Source organism: Dehalococcoidia bacterium (genome assembly GCA_041649635.1).
In the GTDB taxonomy this organism is placed as follows: Bacteria; Chloroflexota; Dehalococcoidia; order E44-bin15; family E44-bin15; genus JAYEHL01.
Map to the genome: position 1 here is coordinate 46,322 of JBAZMV010000007.1, position 19,343 is coordinate 65,664.

Annotated in this window: 21 protein-coding genes; 18 read left to right on the top strand and 3 right to left on the bottom strand. The window is 52.1% G+C overall.

Going from position 1 to position 19,343, the window contains the following annotated elements; all coding sequences use genetic code 11:
- The first annotated feature begins 220 nt into the window (after positions 1-220).
- The 18 genes from WC562_09320 (at position 221) to WC562_09405 (ending at position 17,710) form a co-directional block, all read left to right on the top strand.
- A complete protein-coding gene (locus WC562_09320) occupies positions 221-1,378 on the top strand; it encodes a thiolase family protein (GenBank protein MFA5056346.1) in 1,158 nt (385 codons plus the stop codon).
- 17 nt (positions 1,379-1,395) lie between these two features.
- Complete coding sequence (locus tag WC562_09325) at positions 1,396-2,550, top strand: hypothetical protein (protein MFA5056347.1); 1,155 nt, start codon at positions 1,396-1,398, stop codon at positions 2,548-2,550.
- 17 nt (positions 2,551-2,567) lie between these two features.
- Entirely contained in the window at positions 2,568-3,053 is a 486-nt protein-coding gene (locus WC562_09330; protein MFA5056348.1) for an OB-fold domain-containing protein, read from the top strand.
- Positions 3,053-3,547, top strand: coding sequence for a Zn-ribbon domain-containing OB-fold protein (locus WC562_09335; protein ID MFA5056349.1), 495 nt, complete (start codon positions 3,053-3,055; stop codon positions 3,545-3,547). The genes WC562_09330 and WC562_09335 overlap by 1 nt, the downstream gene beginning before the upstream one ends.
- 4 nt (positions 3,548-3,551) lie before the next feature.
- Positions 3,552-4,769, top strand: a complete 1,218-nt coding sequence (locus WC562_09340; GenBank protein MFA5056350.1) for a CoA transferase — start codon at positions 3,552-3,554, stop codon at positions 4,767-4,769.
- A gap of 13 nt (positions 4,770-4,782) precedes the next feature.
- Entirely contained in the window at positions 4,783-6,003 is a 1,221-nt protein-coding gene (locus tag WC562_09345; protein MFA5056351.1) for a CoA transferase, read from the top strand.
- 22 nt (positions 6,004-6,025) lie between these two features.
- The gene (locus WC562_09350) at positions 6,026-7,114 is read left to right on the top strand and encodes a Zn-dependent alcohol dehydrogenase (GenBank protein ID MFA5056352.1); all 1,089 of its coding nucleotides are present in this window, start codon (positions 6,026-6,028) and stop codon (positions 7,112-7,114) included.
- 39 nt (positions 7,115-7,153) lie between these two features.
- Complete coding sequence (locus WC562_09355; GenBank protein MFA5056353.1) at positions 7,154-8,893, top strand: NAD(P)-binding protein; 1,740 nt, start codon at positions 7,154-7,156, stop codon at positions 8,891-8,893.
- Between the two features lie 12 nt (positions 8,894-8,905).
- Positions 8,906-9,694, top strand: a complete 789-nt coding sequence (locus WC562_09360; protein MFA5056354.1) for a CoA transferase subunit A — start codon at positions 8,906-8,908, stop codon at positions 9,692-9,694.
- Between the two features lie 11 nt (positions 9,695-9,705).
- A complete protein-coding gene (locus WC562_09365) occupies positions 9,706-10,377 on the top strand; it encodes a 3-oxoacid CoA-transferase subunit B (protein MFA5056355.1) in 672 nt (223 codons plus the stop codon).
- Between the two features lie 48 nt (positions 10,378-10,425).
- Positions 10,426-12,057 carry an NAD(P)/FAD-dependent oxidoreductase gene (locus tag WC562_09370; protein MFA5056356.1) on the top strand — a complete coding sequence of 544 codons (1,632 nt, stop codon included), beginning with the start codon at positions 10,426-10,428 and terminating at the stop codon, positions 12,055-12,057.
- 145 nt (positions 12,058-12,202) lie between these two features.
- Positions 12,203-13,690, top strand: a complete 1,488-nt coding sequence (locus tag WC562_09375) for an NAD(P)/FAD-dependent oxidoreductase (GenBank protein MFA5056357.1) — start codon at positions 12,203-12,205, stop codon at positions 13,688-13,690.
- A gap of 179 nt (positions 13,691-13,869) precedes the next feature.
- Entirely contained in the window at positions 13,870-14,115 is a 246-nt protein-coding gene (locus tag WC562_09380) for a 4Fe-4S binding protein (protein MFA5056358.1), read from the top strand.
- Positions 14,099-15,145 carry a 2-oxoacid:acceptor oxidoreductase subunit alpha gene (locus WC562_09385; GenBank protein ID MFA5056359.1) on the top strand — a complete coding sequence of 349 codons (1,047 nt, stop codon included), beginning with the start codon at positions 14,099-14,101 and terminating at the stop codon, positions 15,143-15,145. Before WC562_09380 ends, WC562_09385 begins: the two co-directional genes overlap by 17 nt.
- On the top strand, positions 15,145-15,879 hold the full coding sequence (locus WC562_09390) for a thiamine pyrophosphate-dependent enzyme (protein ID MFA5056360.1): 735 nt from the start codon (positions 15,145-15,147) through the stop codon (positions 15,877-15,879). The genes WC562_09385 and WC562_09390 overlap by 1 nt, the downstream gene beginning before the upstream one ends.
- 13 nt (positions 15,880-15,892) lie before the next feature.
- On the top strand, positions 15,893-16,489 hold the full coding sequence (locus WC562_09395; protein MFA5056361.1) for a 2-oxoacid:acceptor oxidoreductase family protein: 597 nt from the start codon (positions 15,893-15,895) through the stop codon (positions 16,487-16,489).
- Between the two features lie 19 nt (positions 16,490-16,508).
- Positions 16,509-17,180 (top strand): cytochrome c biogenesis protein CcdA, encoded by a 672-nt coding sequence (locus WC562_09400; protein MFA5056362.1) that lies wholly within the window; start codon positions 16,509-16,511, stop codon positions 17,178-17,180.
- A gap of 17 nt (positions 17,181-17,197) precedes the next feature.
- Complete coding sequence (locus tag WC562_09405) at positions 17,198-17,710, top strand: redoxin family protein (protein ID MFA5056363.1); 513 nt, start codon at positions 17,198-17,200, stop codon at positions 17,708-17,710.
- Between the two features lie 21 nt (positions 17,711-17,731).
- Here WC562_09405 and WC562_09410 read toward each other — a convergent pair whose 3' ends face one another.
- The 3 genes from WC562_09410 to WC562_09420 are packed head-to-tail and all read right to left on the bottom strand — an operon-like array spanning position 17,732 to position 19,197.
- On the bottom strand, positions 17,732-18,163 hold the full coding sequence (locus WC562_09410; protein ID MFA5056364.1) for a CoA-binding protein: 432 nt from the start codon (positions 18,161-18,163) through the stop codon (positions 17,732-17,734).
- 15 nt (positions 18,164-18,178) lie between these two features.
- The gene (locus WC562_09415) at positions 18,179-18,439 is read right to left on the bottom strand and encodes a MoaD/ThiS family protein (protein MFA5056365.1); all 261 of its coding nucleotides are present in this window, start codon (positions 18,437-18,439) and stop codon (positions 18,179-18,181) included.
- Positions 18,436-19,197: a HesA/MoeB/ThiF family protein gene (locus WC562_09420; GenBank protein ID MFA5056366.1), complete on the bottom strand. Its 762-nt coding sequence runs from the start codon at positions 19,195-19,197 to the stop codon at positions 18,436-18,438. Before WC562_09420 ends, WC562_09415 begins: the two co-directional genes overlap by 4 nt.
- Positions 19,198-19,343: the final 146 nt, after the last annotated feature.

Consider the following 19,343-nt stretch of genomic DNA (forward strand, 5'->3'; position numbering starts at 1 on the left):
CGAATAAACCAAGGGAGCCCGCAATGACTTTCAAAAATTATCCAATTGCGGGCTCCCATTTTGCGGAAAAAAGTATTAAAATATATTCCGTCGCGGAAAAAAGTATTAAGGCGCGCTTCGCGTCTTTATGCGAAGACGGAATAGCTAAACTGAATTCCGCTGAATATTGGACTAAAGACTAACAATTAAAAACACTTGTTCGACTGAAGGGGGATGTTTCATGCCTGAAAGAATAGGGATTGTGGCTGTAGCGCAGACCAAATATCATCCCAACAGGGCCGAGGTAAAGGAAGGGGAGATGGCCTATGAGGCCATCAAGCAGGTTCTCCAGGAAACAGGTCTAAAGTATGTCAACGACGGCAGCGGCATCGACGCTGCCGTTACTTGTTCCCAGGACTTCTGGGACGGCAGAACCATATCCAGCCTCAATGTAGCATCATTCGTAGGCACGCACTTCCGCTGCGAAGAGAAGGTGGCATCGGACGGCATAAACGCAGTGTTCTATGCCATGATGCACATACTCTCGGGAGAACATGATACTCTAATCGTCACAACCCACTGCAAGGAATCACAGACTTCACCGAGTATAATCGAGAATCACTCCTTCGAGCCGGTATTAATGAGAGGACTTGGATTGGATTTCCTCGGCGCAGCGGCGCTCCAGGCCAATCGTTATATGAACAAATACAAGATCACTCCGGAACAATGCGCCAAGGTTGTCGTCAAGAACCGCGGCAACGCAAAGAACAACCCCTACGCGCAGGCACCCATGAGCCTCACTGTTAAAGATGTGCTGAACTCTAGGATGCTGGCCGACCCTATCCATGAACTGGATGCAAAGCCGGTATCCGACGGAGCATGTGTTATGATTATGGCTCGTGAGGAAAAGGCCAAGAAGCTCTGTAAGAATCCCGTCTGGATAACCGGCGTCAGTAACTGCTACGAAGCCCACTATCTGGGAGACCGCGATCTGGCTGACTGCAAAGCACTGACGAAAGCGGCGAAACAAGCCTACAAGATGGCTGGTATCAACAATCCTTTACAAGAAATAGACGTAGCGGAGATTTCAGAGAAATACTCCTACGAAGAGTTACTGTGGCTGGAGGGGCTCGGCTTATGCGAGCGCGGCGGCGGCGGTAAGATGATAGACAGCGGCGCGACCAAGATGGACGGCAAACTGCCGGTCAACCCATCGGGCGGATGCCTTTCCGGCAATCCCACAGAGGTGGCAGGCATGACCCGCGTCGTCGAGGCGGTTCTCCAGTTGCGCGGCGAGGCAGGCTCCAGGCAAGTACCGGACGCTAAAGTCGCATTAGCCCACGGTACAACGGGCATCTGCGGACAACTACAGACCGTAATGATCCTGAGCAACAGCTAATCGGAGGTATTTAAGATATGGCCAATAGAGTGGCGATAGTAGGTGTAGGTCGGTCGACACAGGCGGCCAGGCGGCCTGAGGTCAACGACGCGGAGATGATCAATGAAGCCGTAAGAGCGGCGCTTGAAGACGCTCAGATCGATATTAAGAAAGTACAGGCAGTTCTTACCAACAGCATAGATGGTTTCGATAATTTTTATCTTGGCGACTGCCTCCTTGTCGATGGAAGCGGAGCGTATATGAAATCCGGCATGAAGTTACACACCGGAGGCACGGTCGGCTCCACCGGCGCTATAGCTGCGTTTAACATGGTAGCTTCAGGTATGTTCGATATAGTCCTTACCATAGGCCATCAGAAACAGGAACGCGGCAACTCGATGGGCACGCTCTGCGCCGCCGCCCCGGGCGAGGTGCGCGAGTACGTACAGGGAGCCATCGGAGCGTTCGCGCAGGCCGCAGTTGAATATATGCAAAATACTGACGCCAAACTGGAGCACGCGGCAATGGTGCGCCTGAAGGCTGATAAAAATGCCTGCCGCAACCCGTACGCGCATCTGCGTCTTGGCCTCAAGTCGATAGAAGACGTAGCGAAGTCGCCGATACTTATCTGGCCTTTGCGTCTTCTAGACTTCTGCCCGCAATCATGCGGCGCAGCCGCGCTCATAGTGGCCTCCGAGAAGGTAGCTAAAAAGATATCCAAGAAGCCGGTTTGGGTTGCGGACCACGAGACCGTTCACGAGCTGCAAAGCGAGGTGGTATTCGGCGGAGCTGAGGAGAAATCGCAGCAGATAGCGGCCAGACATATATATAAGCGAAACGGTATCACCAACCCGGCTAAAGATATAGACTGCTTTGAAGTATACGAGCCCAGCAGTTGGGAAGAAATGTACCTGTACGAGCATTTCTTTATAACCGAGCATAACACGGGATGGAAACTGATAGAAAAAGGCATGACCGAACTGGAAGGACCAATACCAGTGAATCCATCAGGCGGCGTGCTGGCCACTAACGCCATCGGCGCTACAGCCATGCTGCGCATCGGAGAGGCCGCCCTCCAGATCCGCGGAGACGCCGGAGAGCACCAATGCACAAAGGATATCAAAACCACGTTGTCTTCAGGCCTTGGAGGAACAAACTGGACAACGCTGGTTCTACTCAAGAGATCACTCTAAGTCAAGGAGAAATGCGCATGGCAGAAGAGAAAAAAGAGGAATTGATCGGTGTAGAGTTCTTCTCCAAGATACCGTATAACTGGTCCATGGGCCCGTACGTCGGCACCGTCTTTACGGAGATGAAAGAAAATAAGAGGATATGGGGCATCAGGTGCCCCAACTGCAAAAAGCTGCTGTTCCCGCCCGAGGCGATGTGCGGCTACTGCTTCACCGAGTTCACTCATGATAACTGGGAGGAGATCGGGGACGAAGGAACTGTAGTGCAGTTCACTAAGGCTGGGATGCCCATCTTCGATATCCGCAAAGGAACTTTCGCGTTTTCCGAGCGCCCTCTGGCCAATATACAATTCGATACGGGACCTTACATCATGCACTGGCTGGAGGAAAAGGACATGGAGAAGCTGCACCTCGGCATGAGGGTCAAGGCTGTATGGCGCGAGCAGGGACGCGGCCGTGGATATGAAGACATCATGTATTTCCGCGCTATTGAGGAGAAGAAGTGATGACTACAACACCAATGAAGCCAACTACACCGGTTATTTTTTCGGGGCACATGGTATATACCCACAAGTTTGAGGCTGGCAGGACCGGGAGCAGATTTCTCAGAGAGCTGCGCGACGGTAAGAAGATAATGGGATTGAAATGCCCCAACTGTAACAAAGTCCATGTTCCACCAAGATCGACTTGCAAAGAGTGCTTCTCACAGCTTGATAAGTGGGTTGAGGTCGGCAGTGAAGGCAAATTGCTCACCTATACCGTTCTTCGCGTTCCCCGCGACGCCGAGAAGGACGTATTAAAGAGACAGCTTCCCGTCGCCTACGGCATAATAAAGCTGGACGGCGCCGACACCGGCTTTGTGCATATGTTGGGCGAGATCGACCTGGACAATATCAAGATAGGCATGCGGGTTAAGGCGGTATTCAGAGAGGATGAACGCACCGGCAACATCCTCGATATCAATTATTTCAAACCGGTATCTAAGTCACGAAAGAGGTGATACATTGACAAGTCATCAGGAAGGCGCGCTGACAGGATATCGAATACTGGATTTGACCGACAGCAAAGGTGCTTACTGCGCAAGGACAATGGGAGACCTTGGAGCAGACGTAATTAAAATTGAGAGCCCTCAAGGAGACACGGGACGTTCTATCCCTCCGTTTTTCAACGACGATCCCCATCCCGAGAAAAGCTTCTTCTACATATACCGCAACGCAAGCAAACGCGGCATCACCCTTAATATCGAAACCGAACAAGGTATAAATCTCTTCAAAAAGCTGGCTGAGAAAGCCGACGTGGTTGTAGAGAACTTCGGCCCGGCTTACATGGACGACCTTGGGCTTGGATACGAAGACATTAAGAAGATTAATCCAAATATCGTCATGGCCAGCTTCACGGAATTTGGCACGGACGGCCCGTATAAAAATTATAAGGGTTCGAACATCGTCGACTTCGCTCTCAGCGGCGTGATGATAACAAGCGGCTATCCCGGCAAAGCGCCGACACTGCTGCCCGGCATGCCCGCCTACGACGCCGCATCGCTGATAGCCGTTGTTGAGATAATAGCAGCGCTGTACGCCCGCCCGGTGATAGGCGGCGGGCAGAAGATAGATGCTTCGGTACACGAGATCGCGCGCACCGGCCTCTACCCCTGGTCGGTTCCGATTTATTCTCACTCTCTAACCCCGGGAGGCCCGTTGCCCATGCCGGAGTCTCGATTAGGCGACTCGATTTATCCGGTATACCCGACCAAGGATGGGCACATTCGAGTAATCGCACTTACGCCGCGGCAATGGCAGGCCCTGGTGAAAGTGCTCGGCAGCCCCGAGGTACTGTCGCTTCCTGAATGGGAAAGTTTTATCTACCGTATCGGTAACTCCCAGGACTTATTGGCCATAATGCTTGAGTTTACAACACAGTTCACTCAGATGGAGATCTGGGAAAAAGGATTCCAGGAGGGAGTTCCTATCGCTCCGATATATGATATACCCACGTTCATAAACAGCCCGGATGCCAATGCCAGAAATTATTTCACCAAGGTCACACATCCGGTTATCGGCGAAGGTCTCTACCCGGGACCGCCCTACAGATGGACGGCAACTCAACCAAAGATACAATCATGTGCCCCTCTTCTGGGACAGCACAATGAGGAGATATACTGTAATGAACTGGGCTTATCAAAAGAGGATTTGGTAATACTCAAGGGTGCCGGAGTGATATAGGGAGGATATGAATATGGCACAAACCGCTTTACAAGACATATTAGTTCTCGACTTCGGCACCGGCGTGGCCGTCCCGGACGGCATCAGGTTACTCGCGGAACTCGGTGCGAAAGTTATTAAAATCGAATCGAGCAAGAACCTCGATTTCGTGAGGACAATAGCGGCGGAGAAGAACAGCAGCGCCGGCTTTAATGAAACCAACCGAAACAAACTTAGCATAGGCCTGGACCTGCAAACCGCGAAGGGTAAGGATATTTTAAAAAAACTGATAGAGAAGGCGGACGTCTTCGCGGAGAACCAGCGCGGCGGGGTAGCCAAGAGCCTGGGCTTCGATTACGAATCGGTACGCAAGATAAAGCCCGACATCATATATTTAAGCAGCCAGGGATTCGGCGGAGGCGGGCCGCACAGCGACTACCCGGCATACGGCCCTATGCTGTCGGCAGGCTCAGGCATGCTCTCTATCTGGAAGCATCCCGACGACCCGTATCCCGTCGGTTCCAACTCCCCTCTGCCAGACCACATGGCGAGCAAGCAGTGCGCCATAGGAATAATGGCGGCTCTCGATTACAGACGCCGCACCGGCAAAGGACAGTATATAGATATGGCGCAGACGGAAGTAGCCGCATCCCTTATCGGCGAATCGTATCTCGACTACACTATCAACAAACGCGTACCTGAACCGAAGGGCAACCGCTGTCCCTATGCAGCCCCTCACGGAGCTTATCCCTGCACCGGCATGGACAACTGGGTTGCTATAAGCGTTTTCACCGACGAGGAGTGGCACAGTTTCACAAAAGCGATAGGGCATCAGGAATGGGACGAAGACCCTAAATTCGCAACACTATTGGAGAGGCTTAAAAACGTCGACGAGCTGGATAAGCTCGTCGCAGAATGGACAACCCCTCTCGATGCGTGGGATGTACAGGAATTGTTGCAGAAAGCCGGTGTACCGGCTGGTGTCGTACAACGAGCGCCTGATACGATGAAAGACCCGCAAATCCTGCACGACAATGCCTTGGTTGAGCTGGACCATCCCATTGTAGGGAAACGGTTGTATCCCAACGTAGCTCTAAAGCTGTCAGGGACGCCAGCGCTAGCCAGCACTCCCGCTCCATTGCTGGGACAACATACGGATGAGATTTGTCGCGAACTTCTTCACATGAGCGACGGTGATATAGAGAATCTCAAGAAAGAGGGTGTACTGGAAAGTCCAGACATCCAACCAAAATAAAATTAGGAAAGGAGTTGAACTAATGAAGGCTGCTGTTTTGTATGAGGCCGGAGCTCCATTGAAGATTGAGGATGTGACGCTCGATGAGCCCGGGGCAAACGAGATACTCGTCAAGCTTGAAGCGACGGGAGTCTGCCATTCAGACCTCCACTTCATGAAGGGCGAGATGCCCGCGGCCATGCCCGTGATTCCCGGACACGAGGGAGCAGGCGTTGTAGAGAAGGTGGGGCCGGGCGTAACGACCGTAAAGCCGGGCGATCATGTCATCATGATGGTCGCTTTCAGCTGCGGCAAATGTCGTTTCTGTTATGAGGGCCGGCCCACGATGTGCGTGGAGAATCTGCCTATTCAAATGATGGCCACACTGCCGTACGGCCAGATGCGCGCACGCAAGGGAGACCAGCAGATTCACCACCTGTTCGGACTGGCCTGCTACGCCGAGAAAGTGGTAGTGCACGAGAGATCGGCGGTGAAGGTCAGAGACGATGCGCCCCTTGATGTAGTGTGTCTGCTCGGATGCGGCGCAAGCACCGGTATCGGCACTGCGATCAACACCACAAAAGTGAAAGCCGGAGAGACAATAGCTATTTTCGGCTGCGGAGGTGTGGGACTCGCCGCTGTCATGGGCGCCAAGCTTGCCGGAGCTAAAGTAATAGCAATCGACGCCCTGGATAACAAACTTGAGATGGCTAAACAACTCGGTGCCGACCATGTTATCAACGCAAAGAACGACGATCCCCAGTTAAAGATTTTTGAAATCAACGGCGGAGGAGTTGACTACGCTCTCGAGTTCATCGGTAATGTAGATATAATGGTAAAAGCACTCGGCTCAATCCGCCCCGGCGGTGTGTTCGTCGTTTCAGGCATGGCTCCTATTACCAGCATGCTGACCATCGCACCGTTCGAATTCTTACTGGGCAAGACGATAACCGGCGCGGTTCAGGGCGATATCATCCCGCAGATCGACATACCAAAGTATGTTGACCTTTACATGAATGGCAAACTCCCCATAGATAAGCTGATAACAAAGACCTACAAGCTGGATCAGATCAACGAGGCCTTTGAAGCGATGAAAAAGGGAGAGGTAATTCGCAGCGTAATAAAGTTCTAACACTCTAAGCCTGCTACATAAAAAATCAAGGAGGTAATAATGGCTGAAGAGACGTTTGATGTTGTAATCGTAGGAGGAGGTAACAAGGCGCTGTTCCTCGCCATGTACCTCATCAAGTACGCTAACCTGAGCGTAGGAATCTATGAAAGGCGGCATGAGATCGGCGGGTGTCTGGCTACGGAGGAGATCTCCGCGCCGGGTTTCCGCGGCAACACACATGCAACAATCCAGCTGCCGTTCTACTACACGCCGCTGTGGCGCGACTTCCCTGAGATATGGGAGTACGGCTGCAGGCTGGAACAACACCTGGTGGCCAGCGGCGGATCGTTCTTGAAGGATCAGAACTGTCTCGCTATTTATAGCGAGAAGTACGATCCCGACCAGACCAGGACCGCCGAACAAATCGCCCGTTTCTCAAAAGAGGATGCGGAGAAGTGGCTCAGACTGAGGAAGTACTGGATGAATCCGGCGGCACAGGCCGTACAGATCGATATGATGTACAAGCCTGCCGAGATCAGAGCCGCCGACCCCAAGGTATTTGAGAGACAGCTGACACAGTATCCCTTTATGATAGAAGTAGGGCAGGGCGTGAACCCGGACGCGCTGATCCTTGCTGCTCCTCATATTCACAATGTTCAGGAGCTCTGGGAGAGCCCGGAGATGCAGTACTGTAACATCAGATTCGTGCTGTCAGCGGCTATGGACCCGAGCCAGCCGGGCGCCGGCGCATGGACGTTCGGATTCGCCGCCATGCAGCCGTCGATTGCGTTTATACCAGGCGGCACGCATCAGGTAGCGCACGCGGCGCATAAGATACTCTGCCGCGACGGATGCAAATTCTTCCTCGGACAGGAGGTCAAGAAGTGCATCATAGAGAACGCCGAGTGCAAGGGTATCGAGCTTGTAGACGGCACCAAGATCAAGGCCAACAAGTTCGTCGTCAGTACGTTGAGCCCGATGCAGTTGGCCTTCGACCTCATCGGCGAGGAATACCTGGACCCGGCTTTCAAGAAGCGGATCAAGCTGATTGAAACGGAGTTCGGCTGTCTTATGTGGTACACATTCGCTTGTCATGAGGCGCCGAAGTATAACGTGGCCTCGTTCAACCCCGATATCAACGACTCATTCTGGCTCGGTCTCGCCGAAGATCCCGATCCATACCACGTGGTGCGTGAGGCTTATTACGGAAGACTGGGCATGTGGCCGCCGACCAAGGACTGGTGTCCGACTGTCTGGAGCCACAGCATGGTGGACCCGCTCTACGCGGCGCCCGGCAAGCACATCGCCAATAACGAGCAGCTTGGCCCGCCGGCTACCGCTCATACCGAGGACGAATGGCTGGATATCAAGAAGTGGTACGCCGAGGAACTGATTAAGATATGGGAGAAACATGCCCCCAATATGAACTGGGACAATATAATAGGCGTTGACATGAATACGCCTTACGATAACCTTAGGATGAAGAACACGGGACCCAACGGCACCATGTCCCTTATCGACCGAGTATCGCACCAGTGCGACGACAAGCGGCCGATACCGGAGCTGGCCAACCACAGGACCCCGATAAAGAACCTCTACGCCACCGGCGCTGCGTGGCACCTGGGCGCAAACTCAGGCGCTACCGAGTCCTACAACTGCTATCAGATCATAGCCAAGGACCTCGGACTGCCCGGACCGTGGCAGCAAGGCGAAGATGCTGATACGCTGTACCAGACCTGGCTGGAGGTACTTAAGAAGACGAAAGAATCCGGGCTTACAAGCCCCCTGGCAAAGAAGTAGAAGAGGTAAGACATGCCTGTAAATAAGATAGTGTCTAGCTTCGATAAGGCGGTAGCCGATATACCGGACGGCGCTACAGTAATGATAGGCGGCTTCGGCACCGTATCAAGCACTCCTACCATGCTCCTGGAGGCTTTGGCCCGCAAGGGAGTCAAGAACCTCACTACCGTATCCAACTCCTGCGGTTTCGGCAAGGATGTCTGGAAGCTGCTGGGATACAAGTTCCCGGAGGATATCGACGTTCTTGTGCGCAACAACTGCATAAAGAAAGCGATAGCCTCGGCCCCGGTCAGCGCTGTATACCAGAACAACTTTGAGAAGAAACTCCGCGCCGGGGAAGTCGAGTTGGAGATGGTTCCGCAGGGCACACTGGCGGAACGCATCAGGGCAGCCAAAGCGGGACTCGGAGGAATTTACACGCCGGTAGGAGTAGGTACGGTTGTCGAGACAGGCAAAGAAGTAAAAACAATCGACGGCAGGAAATATGTACTGGAACTGCCGATAAAGGCCGACTTCGCCGTAATCAAAGCGCACAAGGGCGATCGCTGGGGTAATCTGACATATAGATACACCTCGCGAACCTTCAACGGCACAATGGCCGGCGCGGCCAAGGTCACCATAGCGGAGGTTGACGAGATCGTAGAGCTGGGCGAGCTGAAGCCGGACGAGATACATACTCCCGGCATCTATGTGGATCGAGTGGTTAAGAGGCCAGCGGAGTACGTGGAAGCGGACGGAGGAGAGATCAGTAAGGAAGCCCAGGAGTCCCACGATAGGTTCATGGAAAGAAAGAGCGCGTAAGGAGGGAAGTTATGGAAGAGAAATTCAAACTTGATAGAGAGACCATGGCCCTCCGCGTAGCCAAGGAATTCCAGGATGGCAACTATGTCAACCTAGGGATCGGGATACCTGTGCTGGCTGCGAACTATATACCCGCCGGCAGGGAAGTCATCTTCCAGAGCGAGAACGGCGTACTCGGCTTCGGCGAGATCACCAATGTTGGAGAAGGCGATCAGGACTTGCAGAATGCCGGAGGACAGACCGTCAGAGTCCAGCCCGGCATGAGCTGCTTCGACCACGCCGAATCGTTCACTATGATCCGCGGCGGGCACCTTGACATCAGCGTCATGGGAGGCTTCCAGGTCTCGGAGAAGGGCGACCTAGCAAACTATATGGTCCCCGAGAGGAAGATAGGCACTATCGGAGGTGCCATGGATCTGGCTGTAGGAGCCAAGAAATTGATAGTAGTCATGAACCATGTCACCAAAGACGGCAAACCAAGAGTAGTTAAACAATGCACCTATCCCATCACAGCTATAGAAAGTGTATCCTTGCTGGTTACGGATATAGCCGTGATTGAAGTAACCGATAAGGGATTGGTGCTTAAAGAAGTTGCTCCAGGTTGGACGCCCGAGGAGGTTCAGAAGCTGACCGAACCCACGCTCATCGTCGATCCTGGTTGCCACGATATAGAGTTAATGTAAGTAACTATAAGGACATAAAATAAAAACCCTGAAATACAAGGAGGGAAAATGGCAAAGAATTACGATGTAATCATCATCGGCGGCGGCCCCAACGGGCTCACGGAAGCCTGTTATCTGGCGAGAGCGGGGCTCAAGGTACTCGTGTTAGAGAGGCGAAACGAGATCGGCGGAGGGCTGGCTACCGAACAGATAACCCTGCCCGATTTCTACCACAACACGCACGCCATCTATCATCTGATGGTGGACTACTCCCCCACGACCCCGGACTTCGAGTTCGACAAGCGGTACGGCATCCAGTACATACGTCCCGAGCACCAGTGGTGTATGCCGCTCCTCGACGGCAATTCGGTGTCCATCTACACCGACGCCGAGAAGACAGCCAAGTCGATAGAGAAGTTCTCCAAGAAGGACGCCGACAGCTACCGCGAGAACTCAAAGAGGTTCCAGAAGCTGGTCGACGAGTTCCTGGGCCCGGCCACCTACCTGCCGACGCTTCCGGCACTCGACGCCGTAATGGGCATGGAAAAGACCGAGTGGGGCAAGGACATCAATGAACTGACAGAAAAGACTCCGGAAGAGATCGTTAACGAGCTCTTCGAGCACGATGTCGTCAGGACAATGTTCCTCTTCGTAGCATGCCACTGGGCGCTGCAGTATGACATGACCGGCGTCAGCTACCTGGTGCCGCTGCTCATCAACCGCGCAGCCAACTACCAGTTGGTGCAGGGCGGCTCGCACCGTTTGTCTAATGCCCTGACCCGCTTCTGCCTTGAGTACGGCGCTGAGATTCTGACCAACGCCTGCGTCAAGAAGATTATCGTAGAGAACGGCACGGCCAAGGGCATCGAGCTTACCGACGGCGGCGTGTACATGGCGGATAAGGCCGTCATCAGCACACTTGACGTTGACAGCACATTCCTCAAATTCATCGGGGAGAAGAACCTCGACCCGAATTTTGTCGATAAGGTCAAAGGTTGGCAATGGGAACACTGGAGCCTGTGCCACCAGCATCTGGCCTTGAGGGAGGCCCCCAATTTCAAGGCCGCGGAGAAGAATCCCGATGTGAACAAAGCCTTCATCTACATACTGGGCTATGAGACCGAGGATAACCTGAAGGGAGTCTGGGACTCTATGCTCCAGAAGACAGGCGAGATACCCCAGCCCGAGGGCTTCAGCTGCTGCTTCCCCAGCGTGCACGACCCGTACCAGGCGCCGCAGGGCAAATGCTCCGGCCTCATCTCTCAGATGGCGCCGTACGAGATAAAGGGCGGCAAGGACAACTGGCTCAAGATGAAGTTCAAGGAAGAGCGTGCTGAGGTACAGCGCAAGGTCCTGGAGAAGTATGCTCCGAATATGACCAAGAAGAACGTCATGTTCTGGAATATGACGACTCCCGCTGACATCGAGGACAAGTTCCCGAACATGGTCAAAGGATCGATAAAGCAGGGCGCCTACGATTCGCTGCAGATGGGACATCAGCGTCCCAACGACGAGTGCTCCAACCACGTCACACCGATAAAGAACCTGTACATCGGCGGAGCCTCCAGCTACTCCGGCGGACTGGTGACCTTTGGTCCTGGTGTCACAACCGCCAACAAGGTTGCCGACGACCTGAAGATACAGAAATGGTGGAAGCCGACTCCTGCGGTTGATAAATGCTGGAACACCTATTTTAAATAGGAACCTTGCGAAAATAGTAGATCATAGAGAGCCCGACGCCAAAGAAATAGCATCTCAGCGCGGGCTCTCTACATGTTATAGTTGCTCTGCCGATGTAATATCGGATAAGGTTTTTTGAGAAAAATAACAGGTTAGGAGGAAGATTATGGCCGGAACTAAATTTGACGCTATCGTCGTCGGAGCCGGGCCGGGAGGGTCCGCCTGTGCCGCATTGCTGCAAAAACGAGGGCTTAAGACGTTGCTTGTGGAAAAGAACGACCGAGTAGGCGGAAAGGCTCTGAACTATAGCAAAGACGGCTTTACCTATGAGCTATGGCCGGTAATGGGACTGCCGCGCTACAACACCACGTTTGAAAAAGTACTCAACGAGGTCGGCGCTCAGGCTCCGATGTCCGATGTCTTTCCAACAACGGGAAGCCTAGCCGCCATAATGTCCGGGAAAGCGACACCTAAAGACGGCGGGTTCCTTTATAAACCTGAGGGATCAGATAAATATATAAGTTATATTCTCGTCCCTCCGATGCAGATACCGGAAATGCTCATGAACGATCCCGAAGGACTTGCCAATGTCAACAGGATGTTCGAGGAAATGTCGACAATGACGCCCGAACAACTCAGCGCGCTTGACGATGTAACCTTTCATGATTTTGTAATGCAATACAGCATCCCCCAGGGCGCATATAGTTACCTCGCCGTGCTGTGCAACATCCTTTTTGTAGTGCAAATAGACCTGTGCTCCGCCTCCGAAATGATCAAGACACTGCGCCAGTTTACCACCGGCCTCGGATCCGCTTACTTCATGGGCGGATATGCAAAATTAAGCGAGGCGCTGGTAGGAGCTTTTAAGCAACTCGGCGGCGAAGTAAATCTCAACACAAGGGTAGAGAAAATCACGGTCGAGAACGGCCAGGTAACCGGCATTGTCACAGACAAAGGTACTTTTTCAGCACCGATAGTCGTTAGCAACGCGGGAATACAGCCGACCGTGCTTAAGCTTGTCGGCGAAGAGTATTTCGATAAGGGATATTCCAATCGCATCAGAAGCCTGGTTCCGTCATTGGCGCTTATAGGCCATCGATACTTCCTTGATAAAGTCGTATTCGAGGACTGCGCTTATATTATCTACTCGGACAACAACTGGTGGAATATGGAGCGCTACATGAAGGCCAAGGAAGGCAACATCCCGGAGGATATGATGATGATATTCTTCAATCCACAGGGATTCGATCCCGCCGTAGCGCCTGAGGGCAAACAGTTGCTTCTTACAGGAACACTGGCTCCTGCCGATCCCAAGTTAAAGAACCAAAAAGCCTGGCTGGATGCCTTTGAAGACAAGATTGAACAATTCCGCCCGGGCTTCCGAAAGCACATCATAAAGAGAGAGGACTATACCACAACCGACGTCAGCCGTGTCACGCGGGACAGCGTCGTGCCAGGATGCGGCGGTGAGTGCATCGGACTGGCACAGATAGTAGGACAGTGCGGCAAGAATAAGCCTTCGCCGATCGCCCCGATCCAGGGCCTTTTCTACGTCGGAGTCGACGCGGGCGGCGACGGCGTTGGCACACATCACGCGGTGACATCCGCGTACAACGTAGCGCCGCTGGTTATAAGGTATTCTCAGACACATTAGAATCCATAGCTTCGACGGTTCTCGTAGTAGGCTTCCTCGCACCGATAGGAAGCCTACTGTTTTTGTCCGTCGGAAAGCCCTAATACGTTAGACTTGCTAAACGGTTTATGATAGAATGTTACTTTGTTACAAAACCCATAATTTACGAACGGATTGCGAATTAATAGAGGGGATTAGCTATGATCAAAATAAAAGCTAAGTATGTAGACTATCCCAGCGTCCGCTGGAACGCGACGTGGTGCAAACGCTGCTTCATCTGCGTTGAAGCCTGTCCGCAGCAAGCACTTGAGATAACAGCGGAAGGGGTAGTTGAAATTGAAGGCCTTTGCATCAGATGCGGGCTTTGCGAAAGACAGTGCCCCGACCTTGCTATAGAAGTGATCGGTCAACCATTGCAGGAGCAAAAGAATGAAAAAACTGCTTAATGGAAATGAAGCTACGTTCCTCGGTGCTGTTAAAGCCGGCGCGACTTTCTTTGCCGGCTATCCTATAACACCATCAACTGAAATTCTAATACAGGCTGCCGAGCTCAATGCCAAGAACCCTAACTTTAAATTCATCCAGAGTGAGGACGAACTCGCGGCGGCCAACGCAGTGATTGGAGCCTCGCTGGCCGGAGCCAAGGCGTTCACCGCAACCTCCGGTCCCGGCTTCAGCCTGATGCAGGAAACAATAGGCTACGGCCATCAGCTTGAAGTACCCTCTGTATATATAAATGTGCAGCGTGTCGGGCCGGCAACCGGAATGCCGACGAGACCATCCCAACACGATATACTGCAAACGAAATACGGCAGTAGCGGCGACTACTATCCACTGGTCTTCTATCCCAATTCAGTAGAGGAATGCTACCGATACGCCATCGCCGCCTTCAACGCCGCCGAGGAGTCCCTCTCTCCCGTCATATTCCTGGGAGACGCTTTCCTCAGCCACCTGTATGAACTGGTCGACCTGGATACGATCGAAGTAGAAGTGGTGCCGCGCAGTATACCACCGCTGGGCAAAGGAAAGAGAACTTTCACCGGGCTGACCCATGACGAGAACCTGAGCCCGCGCACGGCGGATGAAATGGCCTTCAGACGTTGGCATGATAAAGTGAAGGCCAGACATGAGAACGTTGCTAAGAACTATGCGCATTTCGAATTCGCCGGTAATAAAAAGAGCGACACCCTGCTCATCGCTTACGGCATCACATCGCGGGTCATAGCTCCGCTGAAATCATCCTTCTCCATATTCCGTCCGATTCGAATCTTCCCGCTGCTGAGCGATGAATTGCGAAAATATGCGAAAGACTACAAAAACATAGCGGTTATTGAAGCAAACGACGGCCAGTATGCCGGACTCGTCGAGTGCGAGCTTAAAAGGAATGTCATAAGCATACCGCTGCTCGGCGGGAAGATTTCCCTTGATGAGGCGATACAGGGCTTGAAGGACAAGCTGAACCGGGAGGTTAACTAATGTACAAAGACTTGATCAGATTGGACCGCTTCCCTACCAAATGGTGTCCCGGTTGCGGTATCGGACAGATCCTAATTCAGTTGACCAAGGCAATGGACCAGCTAGGTCTCGACAATACAAACTCGACAATTATAACCGGGATAGGCTGCACCGGCAGGCTTTCGGGTTATGTCAATATCGATACCGTCTATACCCTGCACGGACGCACACTGCCCATGGCGGAAGCGATTAAGACAGTCAACCCGAACCTGAAAGTAATCGTTGTTTCCGGTGACGGCGATCTTTCTAGTATAGGTGGTAATCACTTGATTCACGCCGCCAGACGCAACGTAGACATAACAGTGATATGTAACAACAACCAGATATACGGCCTGACCGGCGGCCAGGCGGGACCGACCACGCCTCTGGGAACTAGAACCGTAAGCACACCGGCAGGCGCGTTTAAAAACCCCATCAATCTTCAAAACTTGATCAAGAGCGCGGCCAAGTACTTCTATGCCAGAACCACCGCATATCACCAAATACACATGCAGAAATGCATCAGGGAGGCTATCGAGTGGCCCGGCTTCGCATTTGTGGAGATTAATTCGCAGTGTATCGAGAACAACGGCCGCAGAATAGGATTCAACTCCGCATGGGAAATGTTACAACTATACAAGCGCACTTACAAAAAAGCTCCGCGCGGCAACGACCACCTGGAACCGGATGAGATCGGTATAATACGCCAGGGTTAGAGAAGGACTGGATATGAAAAAGATAATCGTTTCTGGAGAAGGCGGGCAGGGAGTAAGAGTTATCTCCATCACCCTGGCACAGCTGCTCAAAAACCTCGGATACGAAGTGAGTCTGTTATACGATTACGACGCTGCGGTAAGAGGCGGCCTGAGCCTGGCGCACCTGGTTTACGGCAAAGAGAAGATCGATAATCCTGTGATTGATGAGGCCGATATATTGCTGAAGCTATCCGACAAGGCCGAGGAACTTCGCGCAAAGACAACGGTGTATCAAACCGGCATCAGCGATGTGAAGGGAAAAGCCCTCAAGTTTGAGGACATTCCTCCAACAAACGAGGAAATACCCTTCAGCGAACTGGGCACCGAGATTTTTGGCAAGGAATTATTCGGATACATGATAGCGCTGGGACGCCTGATGGTTCTGGCAGATATAAAGGTATCCGAGAGCGAGATAATAGCGGTACTGCCCAAGAAATACAAAGAGGAGAATCTTAGCGCCATAAACTTCGGACAGCGGCTGCATGAAGAGGAGCAGAAGCGCCTTGGCGAAGAGAAGAGCGGCAGACGCATCACATTAAGCGATAAGGGCAAAAAAAAGAAAGCTTCGTAAGCCCCGATAAATAGGCTCTATGACTGAAGTATCCTATCCCATCGCCTTTGGTGCGGGAATCGCGGCATTTTTCTCGCCATGCATTTTGCCTTTAGTGCCGATATACATCGCAAACATAGGCGGAGTGGTCTCTCTATCAGCGGAGACCAAAAGACGAGCCGTCTTCATCCATACGGTCGCCTTCGTCATCGGTTTCTCCATAATCTACATCCTCATGGGAGCCTCTGTGGGGCTCTTCGGCATGTTCATCCCTAACGATATCCTGAGGATAGCGGGCGGCGTGCTATTGATATTGTTTGGAATTTACCTGCTTGCTGCGATGAAGATACCGAGGCTTAATTTCGAAAAATCACTGAGCCGTCCTTTCTGGGGCAAAGTAGGATATATGCGCTCTGCACTGATGGGCGCTGTTTTCTCCGTCGGCATTGGTACCTGCGCATACGGCACGCTCGGTCTGATTCTGACCATGGCGGCAGTCGCGCAGACAGCGGCAAAGGGAGCGTTGCTCCTCACCGTATACTCGCTGGGGCTGGGGTTGCCCTTTATAATCGTAGGATTGGCTTTGGACAGAGCGAAGCCGGTGCTCAGGTGGTTCAGCCGGCACTCGGTATGGACTTCTATTGCAAGCAGTATACTACTGATTGTAATCGGCAGCCTGATGCTGGCCGATATCATTACATATTCTATCTAAAAGACGAAAGAGTTGTCATGACTATAAAGAGATGCCGAATAAAATCAATCCTCATAATACTTGCGACGATAATACTGCTGGCAGGAATCGCTGGATGCGTAGTGCCGATTGGATCTAAGGTCGGCGATAAAGCACCGGACTTCACTTTATCTACGCTCGACGGCGGACAGATCAGGCTCGCCGACCTCAAAGGCAAGACCGTCGTGCTTGTCTTCTGGACAACGGGATGCGGCGCCTGCATTTACCAGATGCCTTTTCTCGAGGAAGCACATGACGAATTGGGCAATGATGTCGAATTCGTCAACATCAACATCGGAGAGGACAGCTATCAGGTACAGGCAGTCATCGACTATTACGGTTTCAGCCTTCCCGTGGCGCTCGATAGCGATGAGATGGTATCGACAGACTACAATATCATCTATACGCCGACAAATATCATCATCGACAAGTATGGAGTCATTCACTACGTCAGGAAAGGCGCTTTTACCAGCGGAACGGAAATTCTAAGTATATTGAACGCTATGGAATAGCGAAATGGTTCGCCTTCAGCTTTAATAATCCAAGTGTACTTCGCAGACGCCGTAAGGGAGCGGCTCCTCCCCAACCATCCTCTGGTGCTCTTTCTTGATACACTTATCCATAACTACCTCAAGCCCCGCCTCACGAGCCTTCATTGCCGCTTCCTCGTTCACAACCTCCTCCTGCATCCAGACAACCCTGGCCCCTATCTGTATCGCCTCGTCCACTACTCCCATAACTTGATCGGGACGACGGAAAATATCAACGATATCGATTTTTTCGTTTATCGATGTTAATGATGAATGACAGAGCTCTCCGAGAATCGCCGATTCTTTTGGATTCACAGGAATAACCCTATAACCCTTACTCTGAAGGTAAACGGCGACGCCATAGCTTGGCCTGTGCTTATCAGATGAAAGCCCGACTATTGCGACTGTATTAGAACTCCTTAAAATATCGTCCATTTTCAAACCGAACTCCTAACCCCCGCCCGTGGCCAGCATCACTTTCACCTCGTCGCCGTCTGAAACCTTATCGCCGAGAGAAGCCTTTTTCTTGTTCACGCCGATATGCACGTAGGTAGCTACTCTGCCGCCCCTGTAGAGCCACCTCTCAAGCTCGGGATATCTGTTTTTTAAAGCATCGATGCACTCTTGCACCGTAGCTCCATCGACCTCGACCACTTCATTGTCATCGGTATACTTATGAAGAAGCGAAGGGATGAGTATTTTAACGCTCATTTTCGACTCCTCTTGCGCTTCTGCTCGCCAGAGCCGCAAACAACGCACTTTGGATTCCTTGCTAAATCTTCACACGCAAACTCCATAGAATCGCCGTTGAAATACAGCATTCTGCCTTGAAGCGTCTCGCCAAAACCAGCGATGAGCTTGATAGCCTCCATCACCTGAAGCGAAGCCGCTAAAGCTGGAGTGACGCCGAAAACCGGAATAGTTTCCTCGGACTCTGGCAGGGTCGGGTAAATACAGGCGAGGCACGGTGTCTTGCCGGGAACGATGGTAGTTACTTGACCCACCAGCCCGTTGATGCCGCCATGAATCAATGGAACCCCGTTTCTGACACACGCGGCATTTATTATGAACCTTGTCTTGAAATTATCGAGCCCGTCTATAACCGCGTCAGCGCCTTCGATGATGCTATCGGCATTCCCCTCTGTAATATGCTTACACACGGACGTAATCTTGATCGATTTGTTGATCTTGCGAAGCTTAGCGGCGGCCGATGCCGTTTTCTTCTTCCCGATATCCTTCTCCCAGTGAAGCATCTGCCTGTTCAAATTTGAAAGCTCGACAGCATCGTCATCGACTATCGTGATATGACCGAAACCGGCGTATGCCAGATACATAGACGCAGCGCACCCCAGACCACCAACGCCAACAACAAACACATTCGAGGCTTTCAGTTTTTCCTGTCCTGTTTCCCCGAACTCAGGATAGACAATCTGTCGTCCGTATCTCAGCAGTTCATCTTCAGAAAGCACCGATCGACTCCTTGCAGATATATCCGCTGGATTGAGAATATTCTATCGTCTATTGCAATGTCAATAACGTTCTGTTATTAATATACATACTAATTACTACCATAAAATAAAATCTATCTGTTCACAGGACTCATTTCCAAAATTAC